This is a genomic window from Anoxybacillus ayderensis (assembly GCF_013761015.1).
GTDB classification, from domain to species: Bacteria; Bacillota; Bacilli; order Bacillales; family Anoxybacillaceae; genus Anoxybacillus; species Anoxybacillus ayderensis.
Map to the genome: position 1 here is coordinate 163020 of NZ_JACDUV010000005.1, position 20821 is coordinate 183840.

Sequence of the window (20821 nt, forward strand, 5' to 3'; positions counted from 1 at the left end):
TATGTCGTTTGACGGAGTATTTACATATGCGATGACAAAAGAATTACAGCGCACGCTTGTCGGGGGGCGCATTTCAAAAATTTATCAGCCATTTCCATCCGAATTAGTGCTTCATATTCGTTCGCACGGAAGCAATTATAAATTGTTATTATCTGCCCATCCGACGTATGCGCGCGTCCATTTGACGAACGAGACGTACGATAATCCTCATGAGCCGCCGATGTTTTGTATGCTTCTGCGCAAACATATTGAAGGAGGCGTCATTGAAGCGATTACGCAAGTCGATTTTGATCGCATCATCATCATTCATGTCAAAGGAAGAAATGAGCTCGGCGATGTATGTACGAAACAACTCATCGTTGAATTAATGGGCCGCCACAGCAACATCGTTCTCGTCGATGAACAGACGAATACGATCATCGATAGCGTTAAACATCTCTCGCCTGCTGTGAACCGATATCGAACGGTGCTGCCTGGGGCGCCTTACATATTTCCGCCATCGCACGACAAAATCAATCCGCTTGATGCAACGGAAGAGACGGTGTTAAAAAAGATCGATTTTCTCGCAGGAAAATTAGCCGATCAACTCGTCGCCACATTTACGGGCATTTCACCCCTTTTTGCGCGCGAGGTCATCTATCGCGCAGGGCTTGCTAACCGAGCGACGTTGCCGAAAAGTTTTATCACGCTTATGGAAGATGTGCGAAACGAGAAATTTGCTCCGTGTATATATACAAACGGGACAAAAGACGTATTTTATGCGTTGCCGCTTACCCATATCGAAGGGGAAGGAAAACATTTTGCTACGTTAAGCGAGATGCTTGACCGTTTTTATTTCGGCAAAGCAGAACGCGATCGCGTGAAACAACAAGCGCACGATTTAGAACGATTTGTCGCGAATGAAAAAGCGAAAAATGAAAAAAAGCTGTTGAAACTTCAACAAACGCTTGAAGAAGCAAAACAGGCGGAACAATATCGGCTATATGGGGAATTGTTGACCGCAAATCTTTATGCGCTCAAGCGAGGAATGAGCGAAATCGAAGTCGTCAACTATTATGACGAAAACGGTGCCACAATCACCATTCCGCTTGATCAACAAAAATCGCCGTCAGAAAATGCACAAAGCTATTTTCAAAAATACCAAAAAGCGAAAAATTCGCTTTCCATCGTGCAGGAACAAATCGAGCAGACGAAAGAAGAAATCATATATTTCGATACGCTTTTGCAACAGCTTGAAACGGCATCACCGAAAGACATTGACGACATTCGCGACGAGTTAATCGAACAAGGCTATTTGCGCGCCAAAGCGACAAAACAGAAAAAACAAAAGGTGCGCACAATCGAACTCGAACGCTACGTATCAAGCGACGGCACCGACATTTTCGTCGGCAAAAACAACAAACAAAACGACTATTTAACAAACAAATTCGCAAGCAAAGACGACATTTGGCTTCATACGAAAGACATCCCAGGCTCACACGTCGTCATTAAAAGCAAAAACCCATCAGAACAGACGATCATCGAAGCTGCCCACTTAGCCGCTTACTTCAGCAAAGCGCGCCACTCAAGCTCCGTTCCGGTCGACTACACGCGCGTTCGCTATGTCAAAAAACCGAGCGGCGCCAAACCCGGCTTCGTCATTTACGAAAACCAGCAGACGATTTACGTCACGCCGGATGAGGAGATGGCAGTGAGGATGAAAAAACCCGTCTAGGTAGGCGGGTTTTTTCATTTTCGTCAAAATATTTTGTTATTTTTTCATTCTCTTCTTTCTGTCGAATGGTGGTATAATAGAATCGGAAAAAAGGAGGTGAACGTGATGGAGCAGCTGTTGCAACGCATTTTTGACGAGTTGGCATTTTTGCGCGCGAACATGGCAACAAAAGATGATGTCGCCGCGTTAAAAGATGATATTCGAGCGTTAGAAAGTCGCGTCAGTCATATTGAACAGACGATGGCGACAAAAGATGATATCGCTAGCATCGAGCAACGTATGGCCACGAAAGATGACATCATCAGCATCGAACAGCGTATGGCGACGAAAGAGGATGTGGCGCTTGTGCCAGTGATTCGTGAAATGGTTGGACAATTAATGGAACGAATCACTGTTGTTGAGTTGCACGTACAAGAAATTCCAATGATGAAACAACAAATCGAACAGTTGTCGCAACAAATGCAAGAAGGGTTTGAAAAGTTAGATCGTCAAGAAACTGTCCTGCAAGCACTTTCACTCCGTTCGATTCAACAAGCAAACGATATCCACTATTTAAAAACAAGCATGATCTCGAGATGATCCAATTTACATTTCATCTATAAAATTTCAAAAGTTTAAGGGTACCAAAATAAGTCTGGTACCCTTTCGTTTAAACATTTACGATTCCTTTTTATTTTTTATCTCCTTTAATAACTCGATAATTGTATCATTTTGGCTTTTTATTGTTTTAAGAGTTTTTTCTATTGTACTAGTTGAAAAAAAAATGATAATAATTAAAGCTATCCCGACAATCCAGTCCATTAAATCCCTCCTCCAATTTTATTTAAATTATCCAAATAAAATGATTCTTTTAAAAACATGATATCATTTCGTTAGCTGTTCACGCCAATGGTGCAGCGTTGTTTGCTCTTCTTTGGTGATGATGCCAAGTTCCGTCGCTGTTTCCATGAGCGTATCGTAGTCGGTGACGGTATAGTATGGGACTTGTTCTTGTTGAAATGCTCGTTTTCCTTTTTCTAATCCGTATGTAAAAATTGCAACGACACCGAGCACGTTGCATCCCGCTTCACGCAAGGCGCGCACCGCATGCAATGAGCTGCCGCCTGTTGAAATTAAATCTTCGACGACGACGACGTGTTGCCCTTGTTCTACTTTCCCTTCAATTTGCTTTCCTTTTCCGTGTCCTTTCGCTTGACTGCGAACGTAACACATCGGCATATTCAACCGCTCGCTCACCCATGCGGCATGGGGAATGCCTGCCGTCGCTGTGCCAGCGATGACTTCTACATTTGGAAAATGCGTGCGAATGAGTGATGTCAGTTCGTCGGCAATGGCCTGTCTAACGGCGGGGTACGCTAACGTCAAGCGATTGTCGCAATAAATGGGCGATTGTATGCCTGAGGCCCACGTAAACGGTTCGTTTGGACGCAACGATACAGCACCGATCGAAAGAAGTTGTTTTGCGATTTCTTTTTTCATTATTGTCCACCATCCCATTCTCGTTTTAGACGCTCATATGCTGCATATGGATCATATGCTTTTGTAACGCTTCGTCCGATGACGATATAATTTGTTCCAAGCTGTTTCGCCTCATACGGCGTGACGATGCGCACTTGGTCGTCCGCGTTGTCGCCCGCAAAGCGAATGCCTGGCGTGACGGTAATAAACGATGTGCCAAACGACGCGCGAAGAAGCGGCACTTCTTTGGCGGAACAAACAACGCCGTCAAGCCCGCTACGGTATGCGAGCGTGGCATAATGAACGACCGTTTCTTTCATCGGGCGATCGATGAGCAGTTCATCACGGAGAACTTGCTCGCTTGTGCTCGTCAATTGCGTAACGGCAATGCAACGTGGCCGGCTCATCCCGTGTGGTGTTCCTTCTTCTAATCCTTCGATCGCCGCGCGCATCATCGCACTTCCTCCTGAAGCATGAACGTTTACTAAATCAACGCCTAGTTTTGCCAACCCTTTCATCGCTCGTTTTACTGTATGTGGAATATCATGAAGCTTTAAATCTAAAAAAATATGATGACCTTTCTGTTTCAGTTCGTCAATCATCGCTGGACCTTCTTGAAAATATAGCTCCATGCCGACTTTTAAAAAGAGCGACGTATCGGAAAATAGTTGTAAAAACGTCCGTACTTCTTCTTTTGATGCAAAATCAAGTGCCACAATAAACGGTTTGTCCATTGTTCCATCCCCTTCCCGTACATTGTGAAATATGATCGATACGAAGTTCATCTAAAACATTTGGCAAGTCGCGAATAATGTTTGGACAAACGTACGGGTCGATGAAATTGGCTGTACCGATCGCGACCGCGCTCGCACCGGCATAAAAAAATTCGATGACGTCTTCCGCGCTTTCAATGCCGCCCATGCCGATAATCGGAATCGATACCGCTTGACTCACTTCATAAATCATTCGAATCGCAATCGGCTTAATCGCTGGGCCAGATAACCCGCCTGTTCGGTTCGCTAAAATCGGCTTCGCTGTTTTCACATCGATACGCATGCCTAATAACGTATTAATCATCGTCAATCCGTCCGCCCCTGCTTGTTCAACCGCTTTCGCCATCGCGACAATGTTTGTGACATTCGGGGATAGTTTCACATAAACAGGAACGTCCGACACTTCTTTTACCGCCCGCGTCAGCTCGGCAGCGATTTCTGGAACGGTTCCGAATGCGATGCCGCCCTTTTTCACGTTCGGGCATGAAATGTTTAACTCAAGCGCATGAACGTTTGGCGCTTTTGAAATGCGCCGAGCGACTTCTACATATTCTTCTACGGTCGAGCCGGCCACGTTGGCGATAATCGGCACGTCATATTGCGCTAACCACGGCAATTCTTCAGCGAGCACCACATCGACACCTGGATTTTGCAATCCGATCGCATTTAACATGCCGCTTGGCGTTTCCGCTACGCGCGGCGTCGGATTGCCGAAGCGCGCGTCAAGCGTCGTCGCTTTAATCATAATCGCCCCAAGCACGCTTAAATCGTAAAATTTCGCGTATTCTCGTCCAAATCCGAAACAGCCGGAGGCAGGCATAATCGGATTTTTTAATGAAAGCCCTGGCAACTCCACTGCTAATCGATTCATAACACGACCTCCCCCGCTCGAAATACCGGACCGTCGCTACATACTTTTTTATATGCCGTTTCGCTATGCGGCACGCGGCATACGCAGGCAAAACAAGCACCGACACCGCATCCCATTCGTTCTTCAAGCGACAAATATACGTCTTGATGCGGAAACTCGTTTGCGAGCGCCCGTAGCATCGGCTTCGGTCCGCATGCGTATAACACATGAAACGAAAGGCGATGGTGATGAATGACGTCGGTGACAAATCCTTTCATGCCGTACGAGCCGTCTACGGTCGCAACGTACGTCTCGCCAAACGATGCGAAGCGCTCCTCGTAAAATACGACATCTTTCGTTTGAAAGCCGAGCACAATCGTCACAAATACTCCTTTGTTCACTAGTTGTTTTGCTAATTCATATAACGGTGGCACACCGATTCCCCCACCGACAAGAAGTGCGCGTTGTCCGCTTGACAGCGCAGAAACCGAGAAACCGTTTCCGAGCGGACCGAGCACATCGACCGTGTCTCCGGGCAATTTTTGCGAAAGGAGCGTCGTTCCTGCCCCTTCCGCGCGGTAAATAATTGTACATTCATTCGCTTCTTGATTGATGTCGCAAAGGCTGAGCGGACGTCTAAGTAGCGGTCCGCTGTTTGCCACCTTCATGTGCACAAACTGTCCTGGTGTACGCATGCGCTGAACGAGCGAACCTGCGAGCGTCAACTCATAAATGTCTTTGGCGATTTGGCGGTTAGCGATGATCGTCATATTCTCCTTCATACGCCCACCTTCTTTTCTGTCATCGCCATTGTCGAAAACGTCATCGCTTCTAAAACGAGAAGCATCGCTTTCGCCGTATCGAGCGACGTTAAACACGGAATGCCGTTTTCGACTGCTTCGCGACGAATGCGGAAGCCGTCGCTTTCCGTTTCTTTTCCTTTTGTTAATGTGTTAATGACGACTTGCGCTTTGCCTTGACGAATCACATCAAGAATGTTTGGTGAACCGGTATGAATTTTATTGACGACGGTTACCGGAATGTTCGCTTCCCGTAACGTTTGTGCTGTGCCGTTTGTCGCAAGCAGCTGGTAACCGATATGGTAAAACCGGCGGGCGATGTCGATCGCTTCTTCTTTATCTTTGTCGGCGATCGTCAACAACACAGCACCGTATGGACGAATGTGAATGCCGGAAGCGACGAGTCCTTTATAAAGCGCCTTCGCAAACGTTTCATCTTTTCCGATCACTTCCCCTGTCGATTTCATTTCTGGTCCGAGCGAAATATCGACGTTGCGCAACTTCGCAAACGAAAAGACAGGAGCTTTCACATATACACCGTCGCTTTCTTCTTTTAATCCGGTGTTGTATCCGAGCGCTTGCAACGTTTCTCCTAAAATGACTTTTGTTGCTATGTTGGCCATCGGCACGTTCGTAATTTTACTTAAAAACGGAACGGTTCGGCTCGAACGTGGATTCACTTCTAGTACGTACACCTCGCCGTCATACAATACAAACTGAATGTTCAACAGTCCGACGATGCGCAATCCTTTCGCGAGCGCAATCGTATAGTCGACAATTTTTTGTTGAATGTCTTTTGATAACGTTTGTGGCGGATATACGGCAATCGAATCGCCAGAGTGGACGCCCGCGCGCTCAATATGTTCCATAATGCCTGGAATAAACACGTCTTCTCCGTCCGAAATCGCATCGACTTCGATTTCTTTTCCGATTAAATAACGGTCGATGAGTACTGGATGTTGCGGATTTACTTTGACCGCATGTTCCATATAATGAAGCAATTCTTCTTTCTTATACACGATTTCCATCGCCCGACCGCCAAGAACGTACGATGGTCGAACGAGAACAGGGTAACCGATTTCGTTCGCAATATGGACTGCTTCTTGTACGGAACATGCTGTTTTTCCTTTCGGTTGCGGAATGCCGAGTTGCGCAAGCGTCCGTTCAAATTTGTCGCGGTTTTCCGCACGATCTAAATCTTCAAGCGATGTACCGAGAATGCGCACGCCGCGCGCCGCTAATTCCGCCGCTAAGTTAATCGCCGTTTGTCCGCCGAATTGGACGATGACGCCAATCGGCTGTTCTAAATCGATGACGTGCATCACATCTTCAATCGTTAACGGTTCAAAGTACAACTTGTCGGAAATGCTAAAGTCGGTTGACACCGTTTCTGGATTGTTGTTAATGATGATGGCTTCGTATCCTGCTTCTTTAATCGCCCATACACAATGAACGGTCGCGTAGTCAAACTCAATTCCTTGCCCGATCCGAATCGGACCAGAGCCGAGAACGACGACACTTTCCCGCGCGGTCACGATCGATTCGTTTTCTTCTTCGTACGTGCTGTAATAATACGGTGTTTCGGATTCAAATTCCGCCGCACACGTATCGACCATTTTATATACAGGTGTGATTTTGGCGCGTTTCCGCATTTCATATACGTCGCGTTCAGCCATATGCCAAAGTTTAGCGATCGCCACATCAGAAAAGCCCATTTCTTTTGCTTGTTGAAGAACAGTCATATCGCCAACATGGTCGCGTAAAACCGTTTCGAAGGCGACGATACGGGCGATTTTCGTTAAAAAGAACGGGTCGATTTGGCTCCATGCATGCACTTGTTCGACCGTTATGCCGCGGCGAAACGCTTCGGCGATGTAAAATAGACGCTCATCGCCCGCTTTTCGAATGCGTTTTTGCAGCAAGGTGTCATCGACTTGTTCTTTTAACTCGAGATGATAGACGTTCGTTTCGAGCGAGCGTACCGCTTTTAATAGCGACTCTTCAAACGTGCGCCCGATCGCCATCACTTCTCCTGTCGCTTTCATTTGCGTGCCGAGATGGCGGTTCGCTGATTCGAATTTGTCGAACGGAAAGCGCGGAATTTTTGTCACGACGTAATCGAGCGTTGGCTCAAAGCAAGCATACGTTTTTCCTGTGACCGGATTCATCATTTCATCAAGCGTTAAGCCAACCGCAATTTTTGCGGCTAGTTTCGCAATCGGATATCCGGTCGCTTTAGATGCAAGCGCCGATGAGCGGCTGACGCGCGGATTTACTTCAATGACATAATATTGAAAACTGTGCGGATCAAGAGCGAGCTGGACGTTGCATCCCCCTTCGATGCCGAGCGCGCGAATAATGCGAAGCGAGGCGTTTCGCAACAGTTGATATTCGCGATCGCTTAACGTTTGGCTCGGAGCGACGACGATCGAATCGCCCGTATGAATGCCGACAGGATCGATATTTTCCATATTGCAAACGACGATCGCGTTGTCTTTTGCATCGCGCATCACTTCATACTCAATTTCTTTATAGCCTGCGATACTTTTTTCTAATAAACATTGATGAACTGGGCTCATTTTTAAGCCGCTAGAAACGATGTCGACAAGCTCTTCTTCGTTCGTACAAATGCCGCCGCCTGTTCCACCGAGCGTAAATGCCGGGCGGACGATGACCGGATAACCAATTTGTTCAACGAACGCATACGCTTCTTGCAAACTATGAACGATGGCGCTTTCCGGCACCGGCTCGCCAAGTTCGTTCATGAGCGCGCGAAATTGTTCGCGGTCTTCTGCTTTTTCAATCGCTTCTAGTTTCGTGCCGAGAATTTCAACGCCACATTCCTCAAGCACCCCTGCTTTCGCTAATTCGACCGCTAAATTTAGCCCCGTTTGCCCGCCAAGCGTCGGCAAAATGGCATCCGGGCGCTCTTTTCGAATGACGCGCGCGACAAATTCAAGCGTTAACGGCTCCATATACACTTTGTCAGCAATTTCTGTATCGGTCATAATCGTTGCTGGATTGGAGTTGACGAGAATGACTTTATACCCTTCTTCTTTTAATGCTAAACAGGCTTGCGTTCCTGCGTAATCAAACTCTGCTGCCTGACCGATGACGATCGGCCCTGAACCGATGACAAGAATCGTTTCAATATCTTGGCGTTTAGGCATGAACGACCCCTCTTTCTTTTTTAAACTGTTCAATCATCGCCATAAAATCATCGAATAAATCGTTTGCATCTTCTGGTCCCGGTGACGCTTCTGGATGGTATTGCACCGTAAATGCCGGAACGTCGCGATGACGAAGCCCTTCAATCGTTCCGTCGTTTAAAGCGATGTGCGTCACTTCTAATCTCGTATGAGCAAGCGACTGCTCCGTGACGGTGTAGCCATGGTTTTGTGAAGTAATCGCGACTTTTCCTGTTTCGATCTGTTTTACTGGATGATTCGAGCCGCGATGACCGAACTTCATTTTTTCTGTGTTCGCTCCGCATGCGAGCGCAAACAGTTGATGGCCGAGACAAATCCCGAAAAGTGGAACGTGACCGAGTATGCCTTGAATCATATGAATCGCCTCTGGCACATCTTTCGGATCCCCCGGCCCGTTCGATAACATGACCCCATCAGGATGCAACTGCAACACTTCTTCTGCCGTCGCATTGTATGGGAGCACAATGACGTCGCAATGACGTTTATTTAACTCGCGCAAAATGCCGTGCTTCATGCCGAAGTCAATTAAAACGACGCGATGACCGCGCCCCGGACTAGCGTACGCACTTTTTGTCGATACGCGCTTCACTTGATCGCGTATAAGCTCCGTTTCTTTTAAGTACGCGAGCGCCTCTGTCACCGAAACGTCCATGTCGCAAATCATTCCTTTTAACGTGCCGTGTTGACGAATAATGCGCGTCAACTTGCGCGTATCAACCCCTGCTAACCCCGGAATGTTTTTTATGCGCAAATATTCGTCAATCGTCATTTCGCTTCGCCAATTGGACGGAGATAGGCACGCTTCTTTTACAACAAACCCGAACACGTGCGGTTCGATCGATTCAAAATCGTCCCGATTGACGCCGTAGTTGCCGATCAACGGATATGTCATCGTTACAATTTGTCCGCAATACGACGGATCGGTTAAAATTTCTTGATATCCTGTCATCCCTGTGTTAAAAACGACTTCACCAACTGTTTGCCTTTTACTTCCGAACGCTTCTCCAACAAAACGTGTACCATCTTCTAAAATGAGTTGTCGTTTCATCACTCTCTCCCTTTCTGCCAAACAATGTTTCCATCGACGACCGTCATCGTCGGCCATCCTTTACACGTCCAGCCTGCAAATGGCGTATTTTTTCCCTTTGAAACAAACGTCGCCGGATCAATCACTTGTGTTGCATGTAAATCGATGACCACGAAATCTGCTTTTGCGCCAACTTTTAATTGCCCGCCGTCAAGGCGAAACGTCTCCGCTGGTTTTTTCGACAACCAATCGACAAGCTGTTTTAACGTACATACTCCTTTTTCAACAAAATGTGTATATAAAAGCGGGAAGGCCGTTTCTAATCCGACAATTCCAAATGGGGCAAGCACCATTCCTTCACTTTTTTCTTCTTCCGTATGCGGTGCATGGTCGGTCGCAATGAAATCAATCGTTCCATCAAGCAATCCTTCGATTAACGCTTGTTGATCTTCTTTCGTTCGCAATGGTGGATTCATTTTAAAGTTTGCATCGAGCGAAGGAATGTCTTCCTCGCAAAGCAACAAATGGTGCGGCGTTACTTCGGCGGTGACGCGAATGCCTGCCCGCTTCGCCTCGCGCACGATGCGTACCGACTGTTTCGTACTAATATGGCAAACGTGATAATGACAGCCGGTTGCCTCCGCCAGTAACACATCGCGCGCAATATGTACAGCTTCGCAAACGGAAGGAATGCCGGAAAGCCCGTGTCGTTTCGCAAACGCCCCATCGTGCACGCACCCTTTATACGTCAACGTTTCATCTTCGCAATGCGCGACGATCGGCATCTCAAGAGCGGCGGCTTGTTGCATCGCTTCATACATCATGCGTGCACTTTGCACGCCAACGCCATCGTCTGTAAACGCAAACGCCCCTGCTTCTTTTAATGCGGCAAAATCGACGAGCTGTTTTCCTGCTTGACGTACAGTAATCGCCGCATACGGCAAAACGCGCACGTGCGCTGTTTCGCGAATGCGATTGACGAGCCATTCCATTTGTTGTTTCGTATCTGGCACAGGTTTTGTATTTGGCATCGCTGCAATTGTTGTAAATCCGCCTTTCGCCGCAGCGAGCGTACCGGTCGCAATCGTTTCTTTATGCTCTCCACCCGGTTCGCGCAAATGAACGTGGACGTCAATAAACCCCGGGGCGACAAATTGACCGTTTACATCAATTACTTCATCATGATCGTCCACATCCATATGAGAAGCGATATGAGCAATACGACCTTCATCGATTTTTATATCGGCCGAGATGAACTCACCTTGTTCATTAAGCAAGCGCGCACGTTTGAATATGGTAGCCATTTTGTGTCCCTCCTTTTTGTAATGCGCGTTTCAATACAGCCATGCGCACGTATACGCCGTTTTCCATTTGTTTAAAAATGCGAGACCGTTCGCATTCCACAAGTTCGCTTGCGATTTCTACATCGCGATTCACTGGGGCAGGATGTAAAATGATGCTCGTTTGTTTCATTTGTTTTTCCCGTTCAATCGTTAAGCCATATTGTTCATGGTATTGCTCTTTCGTCCAGCCCATTTTTTCGTCGTGGCGCTCGTGTTGAATGCGAAGAAACATCACGACATCCGCCTCTTTCACTGCCGTATCAAAATCGACGTATGTGCCATAACGGTTTTCTGTATCTTGCCATTCCGGCGGGCTGCAAAATAAGACGTTTGCACCTAGCCTTGTTAATATTTCAGCATTCGAACGCGCCACTCGGCTATGACGAATGTCACCAACGATCGCTACATCGAGCCCAATAAATGTGCCAAATTGTTGACGAATCGTCATTAAGTCGAGCAACGATTGTGTCGGATGATGACCGCACCCATCACCTGCGTTAATGATCGGAATGTCAATCGCATGACGGAGCGGTTCAAAGTAATGATCGGATGGGTGGCGAATGACAACGGCTTCTACGCCGATTGCTTGCAACGTCCGAATCGTATCATACAACGTTTCTCCTTTTTGGACGCTCGACATCTCTGCATCAAACGGAATGACTTCAAGTCCAAGTTTTCGTTCCGCCATTTCAAAGCTGCAACGCGTTCGCGTGCTCGGCTCAAAAAATAAGTTGGCGACGAACGTTTGTTTATTCACTTTCCACGTTTCCCCGTTCGCAAATCGTTCCGCTTCATGCAAAATGGCAAGCACATCATCAACCGATAACTCTGCTAACGTTAGTAAATGATTCATGAAATATTCCTCCTTTTTAGTAAAAAACACCTTGCCAAGCGAGGCAAGGTGTTTGAAAGCATGAGGAAAGAGACCGTTTTAGTAAACGGATTTCCTCGTTCACACCTTTGTAAGCCTCGCTGGACTTCTTTTAAAAGGTGTGTTATGCAACATCATGTGTTTGTTCAAATACACTATCGCTAACTTTCGGACGGCCTGGCAAGATGAGGTTTAAGACGATGCCTGTTATCGCTGCAAGCGCCATGCCGTGCACTTCAAATTGTTCCGATACTTTCACGACCGCATCGCCAATTCCAATGACGAGAATGACTGATGAAATCACTAAGTTTCGCTTGTCGCCAAAGTCGATGTTGCTGTCGACAAGCATGCGCAACCCAGAAGAGGCGATAATGCCGAACAATAAGATCGACACGCCGCCCATGACTGGTGTCGGAATCGAGCTAATGAGCGCCGTCACTTTTCCTAAAAATCCGAAGGCGATGGCGAGCACAGCTGCGCCAGCTAACACATATACGCTATATACACGCGTAATCGCTAATACACCGATGTTTTCTCCGTATGTCGTCTTCGGTGGACCGCCGATGAGAGCTGAAATCATCGTCGCTAATCCGTCACCGAGAATCGAGCGGTGTAACCCCGGTTCTTTAATGTAGTCGCGGCCGACCACTTTACTTAACACAAGCTGGTGACCGATATGTTCAGATAACGTGACGATGGCGACAGGGACCATCAAAAGCACAATATCGAGCGTCACGCGCACATCGTAATGAACGAACGGCAATAAGAAATCTGGCATTTCAATCCATTTTGCTTTCGCAACGCCGGATAAATCTACAACGCCAATGGCTAACGCGTACACGTAACCGACGATAATTCCCATGAGTACAGGGACGAGGCTAAACATTCCTCTTGATAAAATCGAAAACATAATTGTTGCGGCAAGCGTAACAACTGCAACAGAAAAGTGCGTTAAACTATATTTTCCATCTGGACCGTTCATCGCCATGCTGACAGCGACGTTTGCTAATCCTAATCCGATGACGATAATGACCGGGCCGACGACGATCGGCGGAAGTAAATTCATAATCCAACGATAACCTGCTTTTTTAATCGCTAAAGCGACGATGCCGTATACAAGCCCTGCTAAAAAGCTTCCGATCATCGCTGCTCCCGGTCCGCCTGTTGCTTTCGCCGCAATAATTGGCGTAATGAACGCAAACGATGAACCGAGGTAAGCAGGCACTTGCCATTTTGTAACGATTAAAAAGGCGATTGTGCCAAGTCCGCTTGAAATAAGCGCCATCGCTGGACTTAATCCGACTAAGTATGGCACTAAAATCGTGGCGCCAAACATCGCAAATAAATGTTGTAAGCTAAGTGTCATGAGCTGTCCAAAAGAAGGGACATCTTTCACATCTAAAACCGGTTTGTTCATTTTCTCTCTCCCTTTCTATTTTAATAAAAAACCCTCTTTGTCCGTACGAAGGCACAAAGAGGGTATAGGAAACGAATCCCCTTTGTCAGCCTCGCTGGACTGCCTTTAAAAAGGGTGCTTTATTCATGTATGCTCACTTGATCGATGTCATCGACTTCTTTTAATTCGACGACGATCATTTCGGCGCTCGATGTCGGAATGTTTTTGCCGACGAAATCGGCGCGAATCGGTAGCTCGCGATGACCGCGGTCAACGAGAACGGCTAGTTGAATTTGCGCCGGGCGACCGAGATCCATGACGGCATCCATCGCTGCGCGCACCGTTCGTCCTGTAAATAACACATCATCGACTAAAATGACTTTTTGATTTGTAACGGAAAACGGGACGTCCGTTCCTTTCACAAGCGGTTCACGGTCTTCTGTTTTGACCGTTAAATCGTCCCGGTATAATGTAATATCTAACTCACCGACCGGAATCGATGTTCCTTCAATTTGTTCAATGCGTTCGGCTAATCGTTTCGCTAAGTAAATGCCGCGCGTTTTAATGCCGACAAGCACGCAGCCATCAATGCCTTTATTGCGCTCAATAATTTCGTGAGCAATGCGCGTTAACGCGCGCCGAATCGCTTGTTCATCAAGGACAACTGCCTTTTGCATCGTCTCACCTCCATACAAAAAACCCTCTCACCGCTTGGCGAGAGGGTACATGTAGGCATACGTCACCTAAATCCGACACCTTCTCAGCCTCACGGGACTGAATTTAAAGGTCTTGTTCACTTGAACTCATTGTACGTTTCTTTTTTTGTTTTGTCAACGATTATTTCGCAACATATCGAGCAATCGTTCAAATTCATGAGGAAGCGGCGCTTCAAACTGCAAATATTCGCCTGTGCGTGGGTGATGAAACCCTAATACGCCAGCATGAAGCGCTTGTCCGTCAATCGGCAACGTTTTGCGCGGACCGTATTTCGGATCTCCAGCAAGCGGATAGCCGATATATTTCATATGAACGCGAATTTGATGCGTTCGCCCTGTTTCGAGTTGACATTCGACGTACGTATAATGTTCAAACCGTTCGAGGACGCGAAAATGCGTCACCGCTTCTTTCCCGTTTTCAACGACGGCCATGCTTTGTCGGTCGCGCGGGTCGCGTCCAATGGGCGCATCAATCGTTCCGTAATCGTGAGGGATGACGCCATGAACGATCGCATGATATTTCCGCGTCACCGTTTTATTAACAAGCTGATTGACGAGCGATTCGTGCGCGAGATCGTTTTTAGCGACCATTAATAAGCCGGACGTATCTTTATCGATGCGATGAACGATGCCCGGGCGCAATACGCCGTTAATCCCTGAAAGATCTTGACAATGAGCAAGCAACGCATTGACGAGCGTTCCGCGCATATGACCGGGCGCTGGATGAACGACCATGCCGCGCGGCTTATTGACGACTAATACATCAGCATCTTCGTAATAAATGTCGAGCGGAATCGGCTCAGGCTCGACATCTAACGGCTCGGGATTTGGAATGGAAATGACGACTTCATCATCGACATGGCATTTGTAGTTCGGTTTTACTGCTTTTCCGTTGACGAGCACGTGTCCTTCTTTTAGCCATTGTTGCACTTGGGAACGCGACCATTGTTCATTTAATCCAGCGATAATTTTATCAATGCGTTCCCCGTCATGTTGTTCTTCAATCGTTAGTTGAATTTGCTCCATCGCTCATTCCCTTTCGTTTTTTTTCTTCCATCCATGTTTGGATAAACAAAAGCGCCACGCCAACCGTTAATGCGGCATCGGCGACGTTAAAAATCGGAAAGCTGTAATCGAAAATATACGTATGTACAAAATCGACGACTTCTTTTCGAAACACGCGATCAATAAAGTTACCGATCGCTCCGCCAAGCATAAGCCCAAGAGCAACGCCAAATAGCCGCTCCGTCGGCTGCAAACGCTGAATATATACGATAATCCCAATGACGACGACAATCGTAATCAAGTAAAATAACCAAAATTGTCCTTGCAACATGCCCCATGCCGCCCCGCGATTGCGATGAGACGTCATATATAACACGTTTTCGATGATCGGAATGCTTTCCCCTAATTCCATATAGCGAACGACGAGCCATTTCGTCCATTGATCGATGACAATGACGACAAAAGCAAGCAAATAATATAGCATCATACCCCTCCAAAGCAAAATTCTTTTTCATTTTATCATAAACAATCCCCCCTTAAAAGAGAGGGGGGATGTCGGTTATTGCTTGACAATTGCCGCACAACGTGGACATAGCTCTGGGTGGTTGGCATCTTCGCCGACCGTCGGTGTCACGACCCAGCAACGCGCGCACGTTTTTCCTTCTGCTTGTTTGACGACGATTGCTGTTTTTGTAAATGTTTGCGCCTCGCTCGGTGCGTCCGCAAACGTTCCACCGATCGAAAACGCGGAGACGATTAATAGCTGTTTCATATCTTCTTCAATCGAATCGATGAGCGCTTTCGTTTCGTCTGTTGGATATAAAATGACGTGCGCAGTGAGCGACTTACCGATGAGTTTTTCATTGCGCGCCACTTCTAACGCTTTTAACACTTCGTCGCGCAACTCCATAAACGCATCCCATTTTTTAACGATGCGATCTTCATCATCCATATGCACCGCTTCTGGCATATCGACAAGCTGCACACTTTCTTCTTTCACGTGCGGAATGTATGACCATACTTCATCTGCCGTATGCGGTAAAATTGGCGCAACAAGTTTCGTTAACGCCACAAGCGTTTCGTACAACACCGTTTGAATCGAGCGACGCTCATGGCTATTTGCCGCTTCAATGTACAACACGTCTTTCGAGAAATCGAAGTAAAACGCGCTTAAATCAACGGTACAGAAGTTGTTCACTTCATGGTAAATGGTCGCAAACTCATACGTTTCGTACGCTTGTTTTACTTTTTCAATTAAACGATTCAGTTTAATGAGCATATAGCGATCGACTTCGCGCAATTCATTTATCGCCACGCGCTCTGCCGGGTTGAAATCGAATAAGTTACCGAGCATAAAGCGGAATGTATTGCGAATTTTTCGATACACTTCGGCAACTTGTTTTAAAATGTTATCAGAAATACGCACGTCTGCTTGATAATCGACAGAAGCAACCCAAAGGCGCAAAATGTCCGCACCGAGCTGTTCCATCACTTTTGCCGGCACGACGACGTTGCCGAGCGATTTGCTCATTTTCCGCCCTTCGCCATCTAATACGAATCCGTGGCTTAAAACGCCTTTATACGGCGCTTTTCCTGTCACCGCCACCGCTGTGGAAAGCGATGAGTTAAACCAACCGCGATATTGGTCGGAACCTTCTAAATAAAGGTCAGCTGGGCGTTGTAAATCTGCGCGTTCTTCCAACACTGCTTGATGAGAAGAACCGGAGTCAAACCATACGTCCATAATGTCCGTTTCTTTCGTAAAGCGTCCGTTCGGGCTACCTGGATGCGTAAACCCTTCTGGAAGTAAATCTTTTGCTTCACGTTCAAACCAAACGTTAGAACCGTATTGGCGGAATAAGTTCGATACATGTTCAATCGTTTCGTCTGTAATAATTGGTTCGCCATTTTCCGCATAAAAGACAGGGATCGGCACACCCCATGCGCGTTGGCGCGAAATGCACCAGTCACCGCGATCGCGAATCATGTTGTGGATGCGAATTTCACCCCATGCTGGCACCCATTTCGTTTCTTCAACCGCTTGCAACAGTTGCTCGCGAATTTTATCGATGGATGCAAACCATTGCGCCGTCGCACGGAAAATGGTCGGTTGCTTCGTCCGCCAATCGTGCGGATACGAGTGTGTAATAAACGATAGTTTTAACAGGGCGCCTACTTCTTGTAGTTTTTCCGTAATCGCTTTGTTCGCCTCATCGTAAAACATGCCGGCAAATCCTGGAGCTTCTTCTGTCATATAGCCGCGCTCGTCAACTGGACAAAGCACACCTAAGCCGTATTTTTGCCCGACGATAAAGTCGTCTTCCCCGTGTCCTGGGGCCGTATGGACGCAACCTGTTCCAGCGTCCGTTGTGACGTGTTCACCACAAATGACGAGCGAATCGCGGTCGTAAAACGGATGTTTCGCCACGACGTACTCAAGCTCGCTTCCTTTGACTGTTTTTAATACTGTCACATGTTCCCAACCAATTTCTTTTTGCACCGATGAAAGCAACTCGGATGCGACGACATATTTACGACCGTCTGCTTCAACGACGCTATATTGCAGCTCTGGATGAACAGCGATGCCTAAGTTCGCAGGAATCGTCCATGGCGTCGTCGTCCAAATGACGATATGTTCATCGCCATCAAGCACACCTTTTCCGTCTTTCACAGGAAAAGCAACGTAAATAGACGGCGACCGTTTATCTTTATACTCAATTTCTGCTTCCGCAAGCGCGGATTCGCTTGATGGAGACCAATATACTGGCTTTAACCCTTTGTAAATTAACCCTTTTTTCGCCATCTCGCCAAACACTTTAATTTGTTGTGCCTCGTATTCTGGCGTTAACGTAATGTAAGGATTGTCCCAGTCGCCGCGCACGCCAAGTCGTTTAAATTGCTCGCGCTGACGGTCAATTTGCTCATATGCATATTGCTCACATAATTTTCGAAATTCAGCAACGCTCATTTCTTTTCGATTGATGCCTTTATTTTTCGTAAGCGCTGTTTCAATTGGCAATCCGTGCGTATCCCACCCCGGCACGTACGGTGCACAATAGCCGCTCATCGATTTATAGCGAACGATGAAATCTTTTAAAATTTTATTGAGCGCATGACCCATATGAATGTCACCGTTTGCATACGGCGGTCCGTCATGTAGCACAAACAACGGACGATCTTTCGTGCGCTCTTGCACTTTACGGTAAATGTCCATCTCTTCCCATTTTGCTTGTATTTGCGGTTCGCGTTGCGGAAGATTGCCACGCATCGGGAAATCAGTCTTTGGCATCAGTAACGTATCTTTGTAATCCATGATGTGAAAACCTCCTTTTATGTAAATAAAAAAACCTTCTCATGCCCAAAAGGGACGAGAAGGTCTCGCGGTACCACCCTTATTGACTATGTTTCCATAGTCCACTCGACATTCGTAACGGGAATGACGCGCCGTGTCCTACTACTCATTCGGCACGGAACTCCGGGGTGATTTTCATTCCTTCGCTTATGCCGAGCTTCCACCGCCCTCGACTCGCTGGAATAAGCTGTTGAAAGAACTACTGTCCCCTTCATCGTTTTTTCTTGTATAACTGTAATCGATATTATAGGCAATAACAACGCCGCTCGTCAAGACTCTGCTATTTCTTGTATTTCTTCATCATCGAGCTTATAATCTAATAAATGATCCCAGTCACCGTTGTTTAGCATATCAAGCTGTGCTTCAATTAACATTTTAAAACGATTGCGGAACACTTTCGCTTGACGCTTTAATTCTTCGACTTCCATCGCAATTTTCCGCGTTTTTGCAAGCGCTTCGCTAATGATGCGATCCGCGTTTTTCTCCGCTTCTTTAATGATGAGCTTCGCTTCTTTTTGGGCGTTTCGCTTCACTTCTTCCGCCGTTTCTTGCGCGATTAAAATCGATTTATTTAACGTTTCTTCAATATTTGTAAAATAGTTGAGCCTTTCTGTCAGCTCTCGTACTTTTTCTTCAAGCTGTTTTTTTTCACGCAAAATCATTTCGTAGTCTTTAATGACTTGATCTAAAAACTCGTTTACTTCATCTTCATCATATCCGCGAAAGCCTCGGCTAAATTCTTTATTATGAATATCTAACGGCGTTAACGGCATGTGGCCCACCTCCATCTTATGTACGTATGTGTCATTCGACATGTTTTGCGAAAATCCTGCTTTTATTTTGCTTTTTCGACAACGATGCGCCATTTTTCTTTTTTTGTTTGACCAGCAATCGCTTGTAGTCGGCAACGGCCGTGCCCGCGCAGCGACAATAAATCGCCTTCTCGGCATTCCATATGGGCTTGGTCAACCGTTTTCCAATTGACTTTCGCGAAGCTTTGTTCAATAAGCGCTTGTGCTTTTTGGCGCGATATGCGGAAACATTGCGCTAAAATGGCGTCCAGCCGCAAAGAAGAAACGGTCAACGTCTCTTCCTCCCATTCTTCTTTCACATCAAGAAGTTTGGAGAGCGGTTGTTCTTCTAACGATACTTTTGCTTTTCCGATCGAAGTGACGTTCATTTTTATAAATGGAGCAATTTCTTTGGCGACGACAAACTGAATGACATCTTCAACGATGACGATATCCCCAAACTTTTCACGCTTTACACCGAGCGACAACAGAGCACCGAGCACATCGCGATGCCCGAGCGTCACAAACTTTTTCGGGTAGCGAACGGAAAACAACGATAATTGAAAATCTTCTTCATTCGGTTGCAAGTACGGCGGGTATAGTAGTGCACGCTTTCGCTCTACCGACGATGAACCGCCAAAAAAAGCAACGTGCACTTCATCGTGATTGCCGACAATCGAGCGGACAATTTGTTGTTCACGCGGAGTTAAAAAATCTGTGAGTTTCGGAGCATATTGTTCCGTCACGAGCCGCTTCCATTCGCAAACGAGATCAATAAAATGATGCTCTTCCTTTCGAAAATGTTGATAAATGTCCATTACAACCCTCTACTTATCATATCGACTAATCCGTAAACACCTGCCGTCGCAAAGCGTAAAACGAGCAAGGCGACGATCGGAGAAATGTCGATCATCCCAATCGGCGGAATGAAGCGGCGAAACGGCTCTAAATACGGCTCGCAAATATTAGCGAAAAACTGTCCCACTTTCGTTTCGCGCGCATTCGGAAACCAAGACATTAAAATGTAAATGATAATCGCATACGAATATACTTCAATGATTGTTGCTAAAAAGTTTGCAATTTGATACAAATTTACCACCTCTTTATCGTCGGTTCATCGTCAGAAACAACGGAAATCGAGCCACTTACATCGACATTATCTGGCGTGCATAAAAAAATCGTAGATCCGACTTGTTGAATGTCTCCGCCAATCGCATATACCGTTCCGCTTAAAAAGTCAACGATGCGCCGCGCTTGGTCACGATCGACACGATGAACGTTGACAACAACGGCACGCCGATTTTTTAAATGGTCGGCAATTTCTTGTACTTCGGCATAAGCGCGCGGTTCAAATAAAACGAGCTTGGACGATTTTTGCACGCTTTGTAAACTGACGACGTTTTGCTTTTGTTCTACTTTCGGTTGCTGGGCGACTTCTTCTTGTTCATATTCATCTTCTTCCCATTTTTCTTCATCTAAATCAAAAAAGTCGCGAATTTTTTTCACAAATCCCATT

The 20821-nt window shown here is 46.6% G+C and carries 20 protein-coding genes and 1 other annotated feature; of the genes, 2 read left to right on the forward strand and 18 right to left on the reverse strand.

What is annotated here, in order from left to right; all coding sequences use genetic code 11:
• Nucleotide 1: 1 nt before the first annotated feature.
• Nucleotides 2-1714 (forward strand): Rqc2 family fibronectin-binding protein, encoded by a 1713-nt coding sequence (locus HNR63_RS08980; RefSeq protein ID WP_181520482.1) that lies wholly within the window; start codon nucleotides 2-4, stop codon nucleotides 1712-1714.
• A gap of 105 nt (nucleotides 1715-1819) precedes the next feature.
• Nucleotides 1820-2293 (forward strand): hypothetical protein, encoded by a 474-nt coding sequence (locus HNR63_RS08985; RefSeq protein WP_181520483.1) that lies wholly within the window; start codon nucleotides 1820-1822, stop codon nucleotides 2291-2293.
• A gap of 78 nt (nucleotides 2294-2371) precedes the next feature.
• On the opposite strand, the gene HNR63_RS08990 is transcribed toward HNR63_RS08985, so the two are convergent.
• The 18 genes from HNR63_RS08990 to HNR63_RS09075 all read right to left on the reverse strand — a co-directional run bounded on the left by HNR63_RS08990 (nucleotide 2372) and on the right by HNR63_RS09075 (nucleotide 20820).
• Nucleotides 2372-2515 carry a hypothetical protein gene (locus HNR63_RS08990; protein WP_019418370.1) on the reverse strand — a complete coding sequence of 48 codons (144 nt, stop codon included), beginning with the start codon at nucleotides 2513-2515 and terminating at the stop codon, nucleotides 2372-2374.
• A 63-nt stretch (nucleotides 2516-2578) separates the two neighbouring features.
• Nucleotides 2579-3193: an orotate phosphoribosyltransferase gene (gene pyrE, locus HNR63_RS08995; protein ID WP_181520484.1), complete on the reverse strand. Its 615-nt coding sequence runs from the start codon at nucleotides 3191-3193 to the stop codon at nucleotides 2579-2581.
• Complete coding sequence (gene pyrF, locus HNR63_RS09000; protein WP_181520485.1) at nucleotides 3193-3906, reverse strand: orotidine-5'-phosphate decarboxylase; 714 nt, start codon at nucleotides 3904-3906, stop codon at nucleotides 3193-3195. The genes pyrE and pyrF overlap by 1 nt, the downstream gene beginning before the upstream one ends.
• Nucleotides 3878-4816, reverse strand: a complete 939-nt coding sequence (locus HNR63_RS09005) for a dihydroorotate dehydrogenase (RefSeq protein ID WP_181520486.1) — start codon at nucleotides 4814-4816, stop codon at nucleotides 3878-3880. Before HNR63_RS09005 ends, pyrF begins: the two co-directional genes overlap by 29 nt.
• A complete protein-coding gene (locus HNR63_RS09010) occupies nucleotides 4813-5577 on the reverse strand; it encodes a dihydroorotate dehydrogenase electron transfer subunit (protein ID WP_181520487.1) in 765 nt (254 codons plus the stop codon). Before HNR63_RS09010 ends, HNR63_RS09005 begins: the two co-directional genes overlap by 4 nt.
• Nucleotides 5574-8765: a carbamoyl-phosphate synthase large subunit gene (carB, locus tag HNR63_RS09015; protein WP_181520488.1), complete on the reverse strand. Its 3192-nt coding sequence runs from the start codon at nucleotides 8763-8765 to the stop codon at nucleotides 5574-5576. The genes HNR63_RS09010 and carB overlap by 4 nt, the downstream gene beginning before the upstream one ends.
• Entirely contained in the window at nucleotides 8758-9852 is a 1095-nt protein-coding gene (locus HNR63_RS09020; protein ID WP_181520489.1) for a carbamoyl phosphate synthase small subunit, read from the reverse strand. Before HNR63_RS09020 ends, carB begins: the two co-directional genes overlap by 8 nt.
• Nucleotides 9852-11135, reverse strand: coding sequence for a dihydroorotase (locus HNR63_RS09025; RefSeq protein ID WP_181520490.1), 1284 nt, complete (start codon nucleotides 11133-11135; stop codon nucleotides 9852-9854). Before HNR63_RS09025 ends, HNR63_RS09020 begins: the two co-directional genes overlap by 1 nt.
• A complete protein-coding gene (locus HNR63_RS09030; RefSeq protein ID WP_181520491.1) occupies nucleotides 11101-12027 on the reverse strand; it encodes an aspartate carbamoyltransferase catalytic subunit in 927 nt (308 codons plus the stop codon). The genes HNR63_RS09025 and HNR63_RS09030 overlap by 35 nt, the downstream gene beginning before the upstream one ends.
• Before the next feature lie 142 nt (nucleotides 12028-12169).
• The gene (locus HNR63_RS09035) at nucleotides 12170-13462 is read right to left on the reverse strand and encodes a solute carrier family 23 protein (protein WP_181520492.1); all 1293 of its coding nucleotides are present in this window, start codon (nucleotides 13460-13462) and stop codon (nucleotides 12170-12172) included.
• Nucleotides 13463-13581: 119 nt separating this feature from the next.
• Nucleotides 13582-14118, reverse strand: coding sequence for a bifunctional pyr operon transcriptional regulator/uracil phosphoribosyltransferase PyrR (gene pyrR / locus HNR63_RS09040; RefSeq protein WP_021094892.1), 537 nt, complete (start codon nucleotides 14116-14118; stop codon nucleotides 13582-13584).
• A 153-nt stretch (nucleotides 14119-14271) separates the two neighbouring features.
• Nucleotides 14272-15183 carry an RluA family pseudouridine synthase gene (locus tag HNR63_RS09045; RefSeq protein ID WP_085788137.1) on the reverse strand — a complete coding sequence of 304 codons (912 nt, stop codon included), beginning with the start codon at nucleotides 15181-15183 and terminating at the stop codon, nucleotides 14272-14274.
• Nucleotides 15158-15649: a signal peptidase II gene (lspA, locus tag HNR63_RS09050; protein ID WP_281363182.1), complete on the reverse strand. Its 492-nt coding sequence runs from the start codon at nucleotides 15647-15649 to the stop codon at nucleotides 15158-15160. The genes HNR63_RS09045 and lspA overlap by 26 nt, the downstream gene beginning before the upstream one ends.
• 72 nt (nucleotides 15650-15721) lie before the next feature.
• Nucleotides 15722-18475, reverse strand: a complete 2754-nt coding sequence (gene ileS, locus HNR63_RS09055) for an isoleucine--tRNA ligase (RefSeq protein ID WP_181520493.1) — start codon at nucleotides 18473-18475, stop codon at nucleotides 15722-15724.
• Nucleotides 18476-18522: 47 nt separating this feature from the next.
• Nucleotides 18523-18738 (reverse strand) — a binding site (T-box leader).
• 45 nt (nucleotides 18739-18783) lie between these two features.
• Entirely contained in the window at nucleotides 18784-19287 is a 504-nt protein-coding gene (locus HNR63_RS09060; protein WP_009373553.1) for a DivIVA domain-containing protein, read from the reverse strand.
• A gap of 62 nt (nucleotides 19288-19349) precedes the next feature.
• Nucleotides 19350-20123 carry a YlmH family RNA-binding protein gene (locus HNR63_RS09065; RefSeq protein WP_181520494.1) on the reverse strand — a complete coding sequence of 258 codons (774 nt, stop codon included), beginning with the start codon at nucleotides 20121-20123 and terminating at the stop codon, nucleotides 19350-19352.
• Entirely contained in the window at nucleotides 20123-20395 is a 273-nt protein-coding gene (locus tag HNR63_RS09070) for a YggT family protein (protein ID WP_181520495.1), read from the reverse strand. Before HNR63_RS09070 ends, HNR63_RS09065 begins: the two co-directional genes overlap by 1 nt.
• A gap of 2 nt (nucleotides 20396-20397) precedes the next feature.
• A complete protein-coding gene (locus tag HNR63_RS09075) occupies nucleotides 20398-20820 on the reverse strand; it encodes a cell division protein SepF (RefSeq protein ID WP_021094886.1) in 423 nt (140 codons plus the stop codon).
• Nucleotide 20821 lies beyond the last annotated feature (1 nt).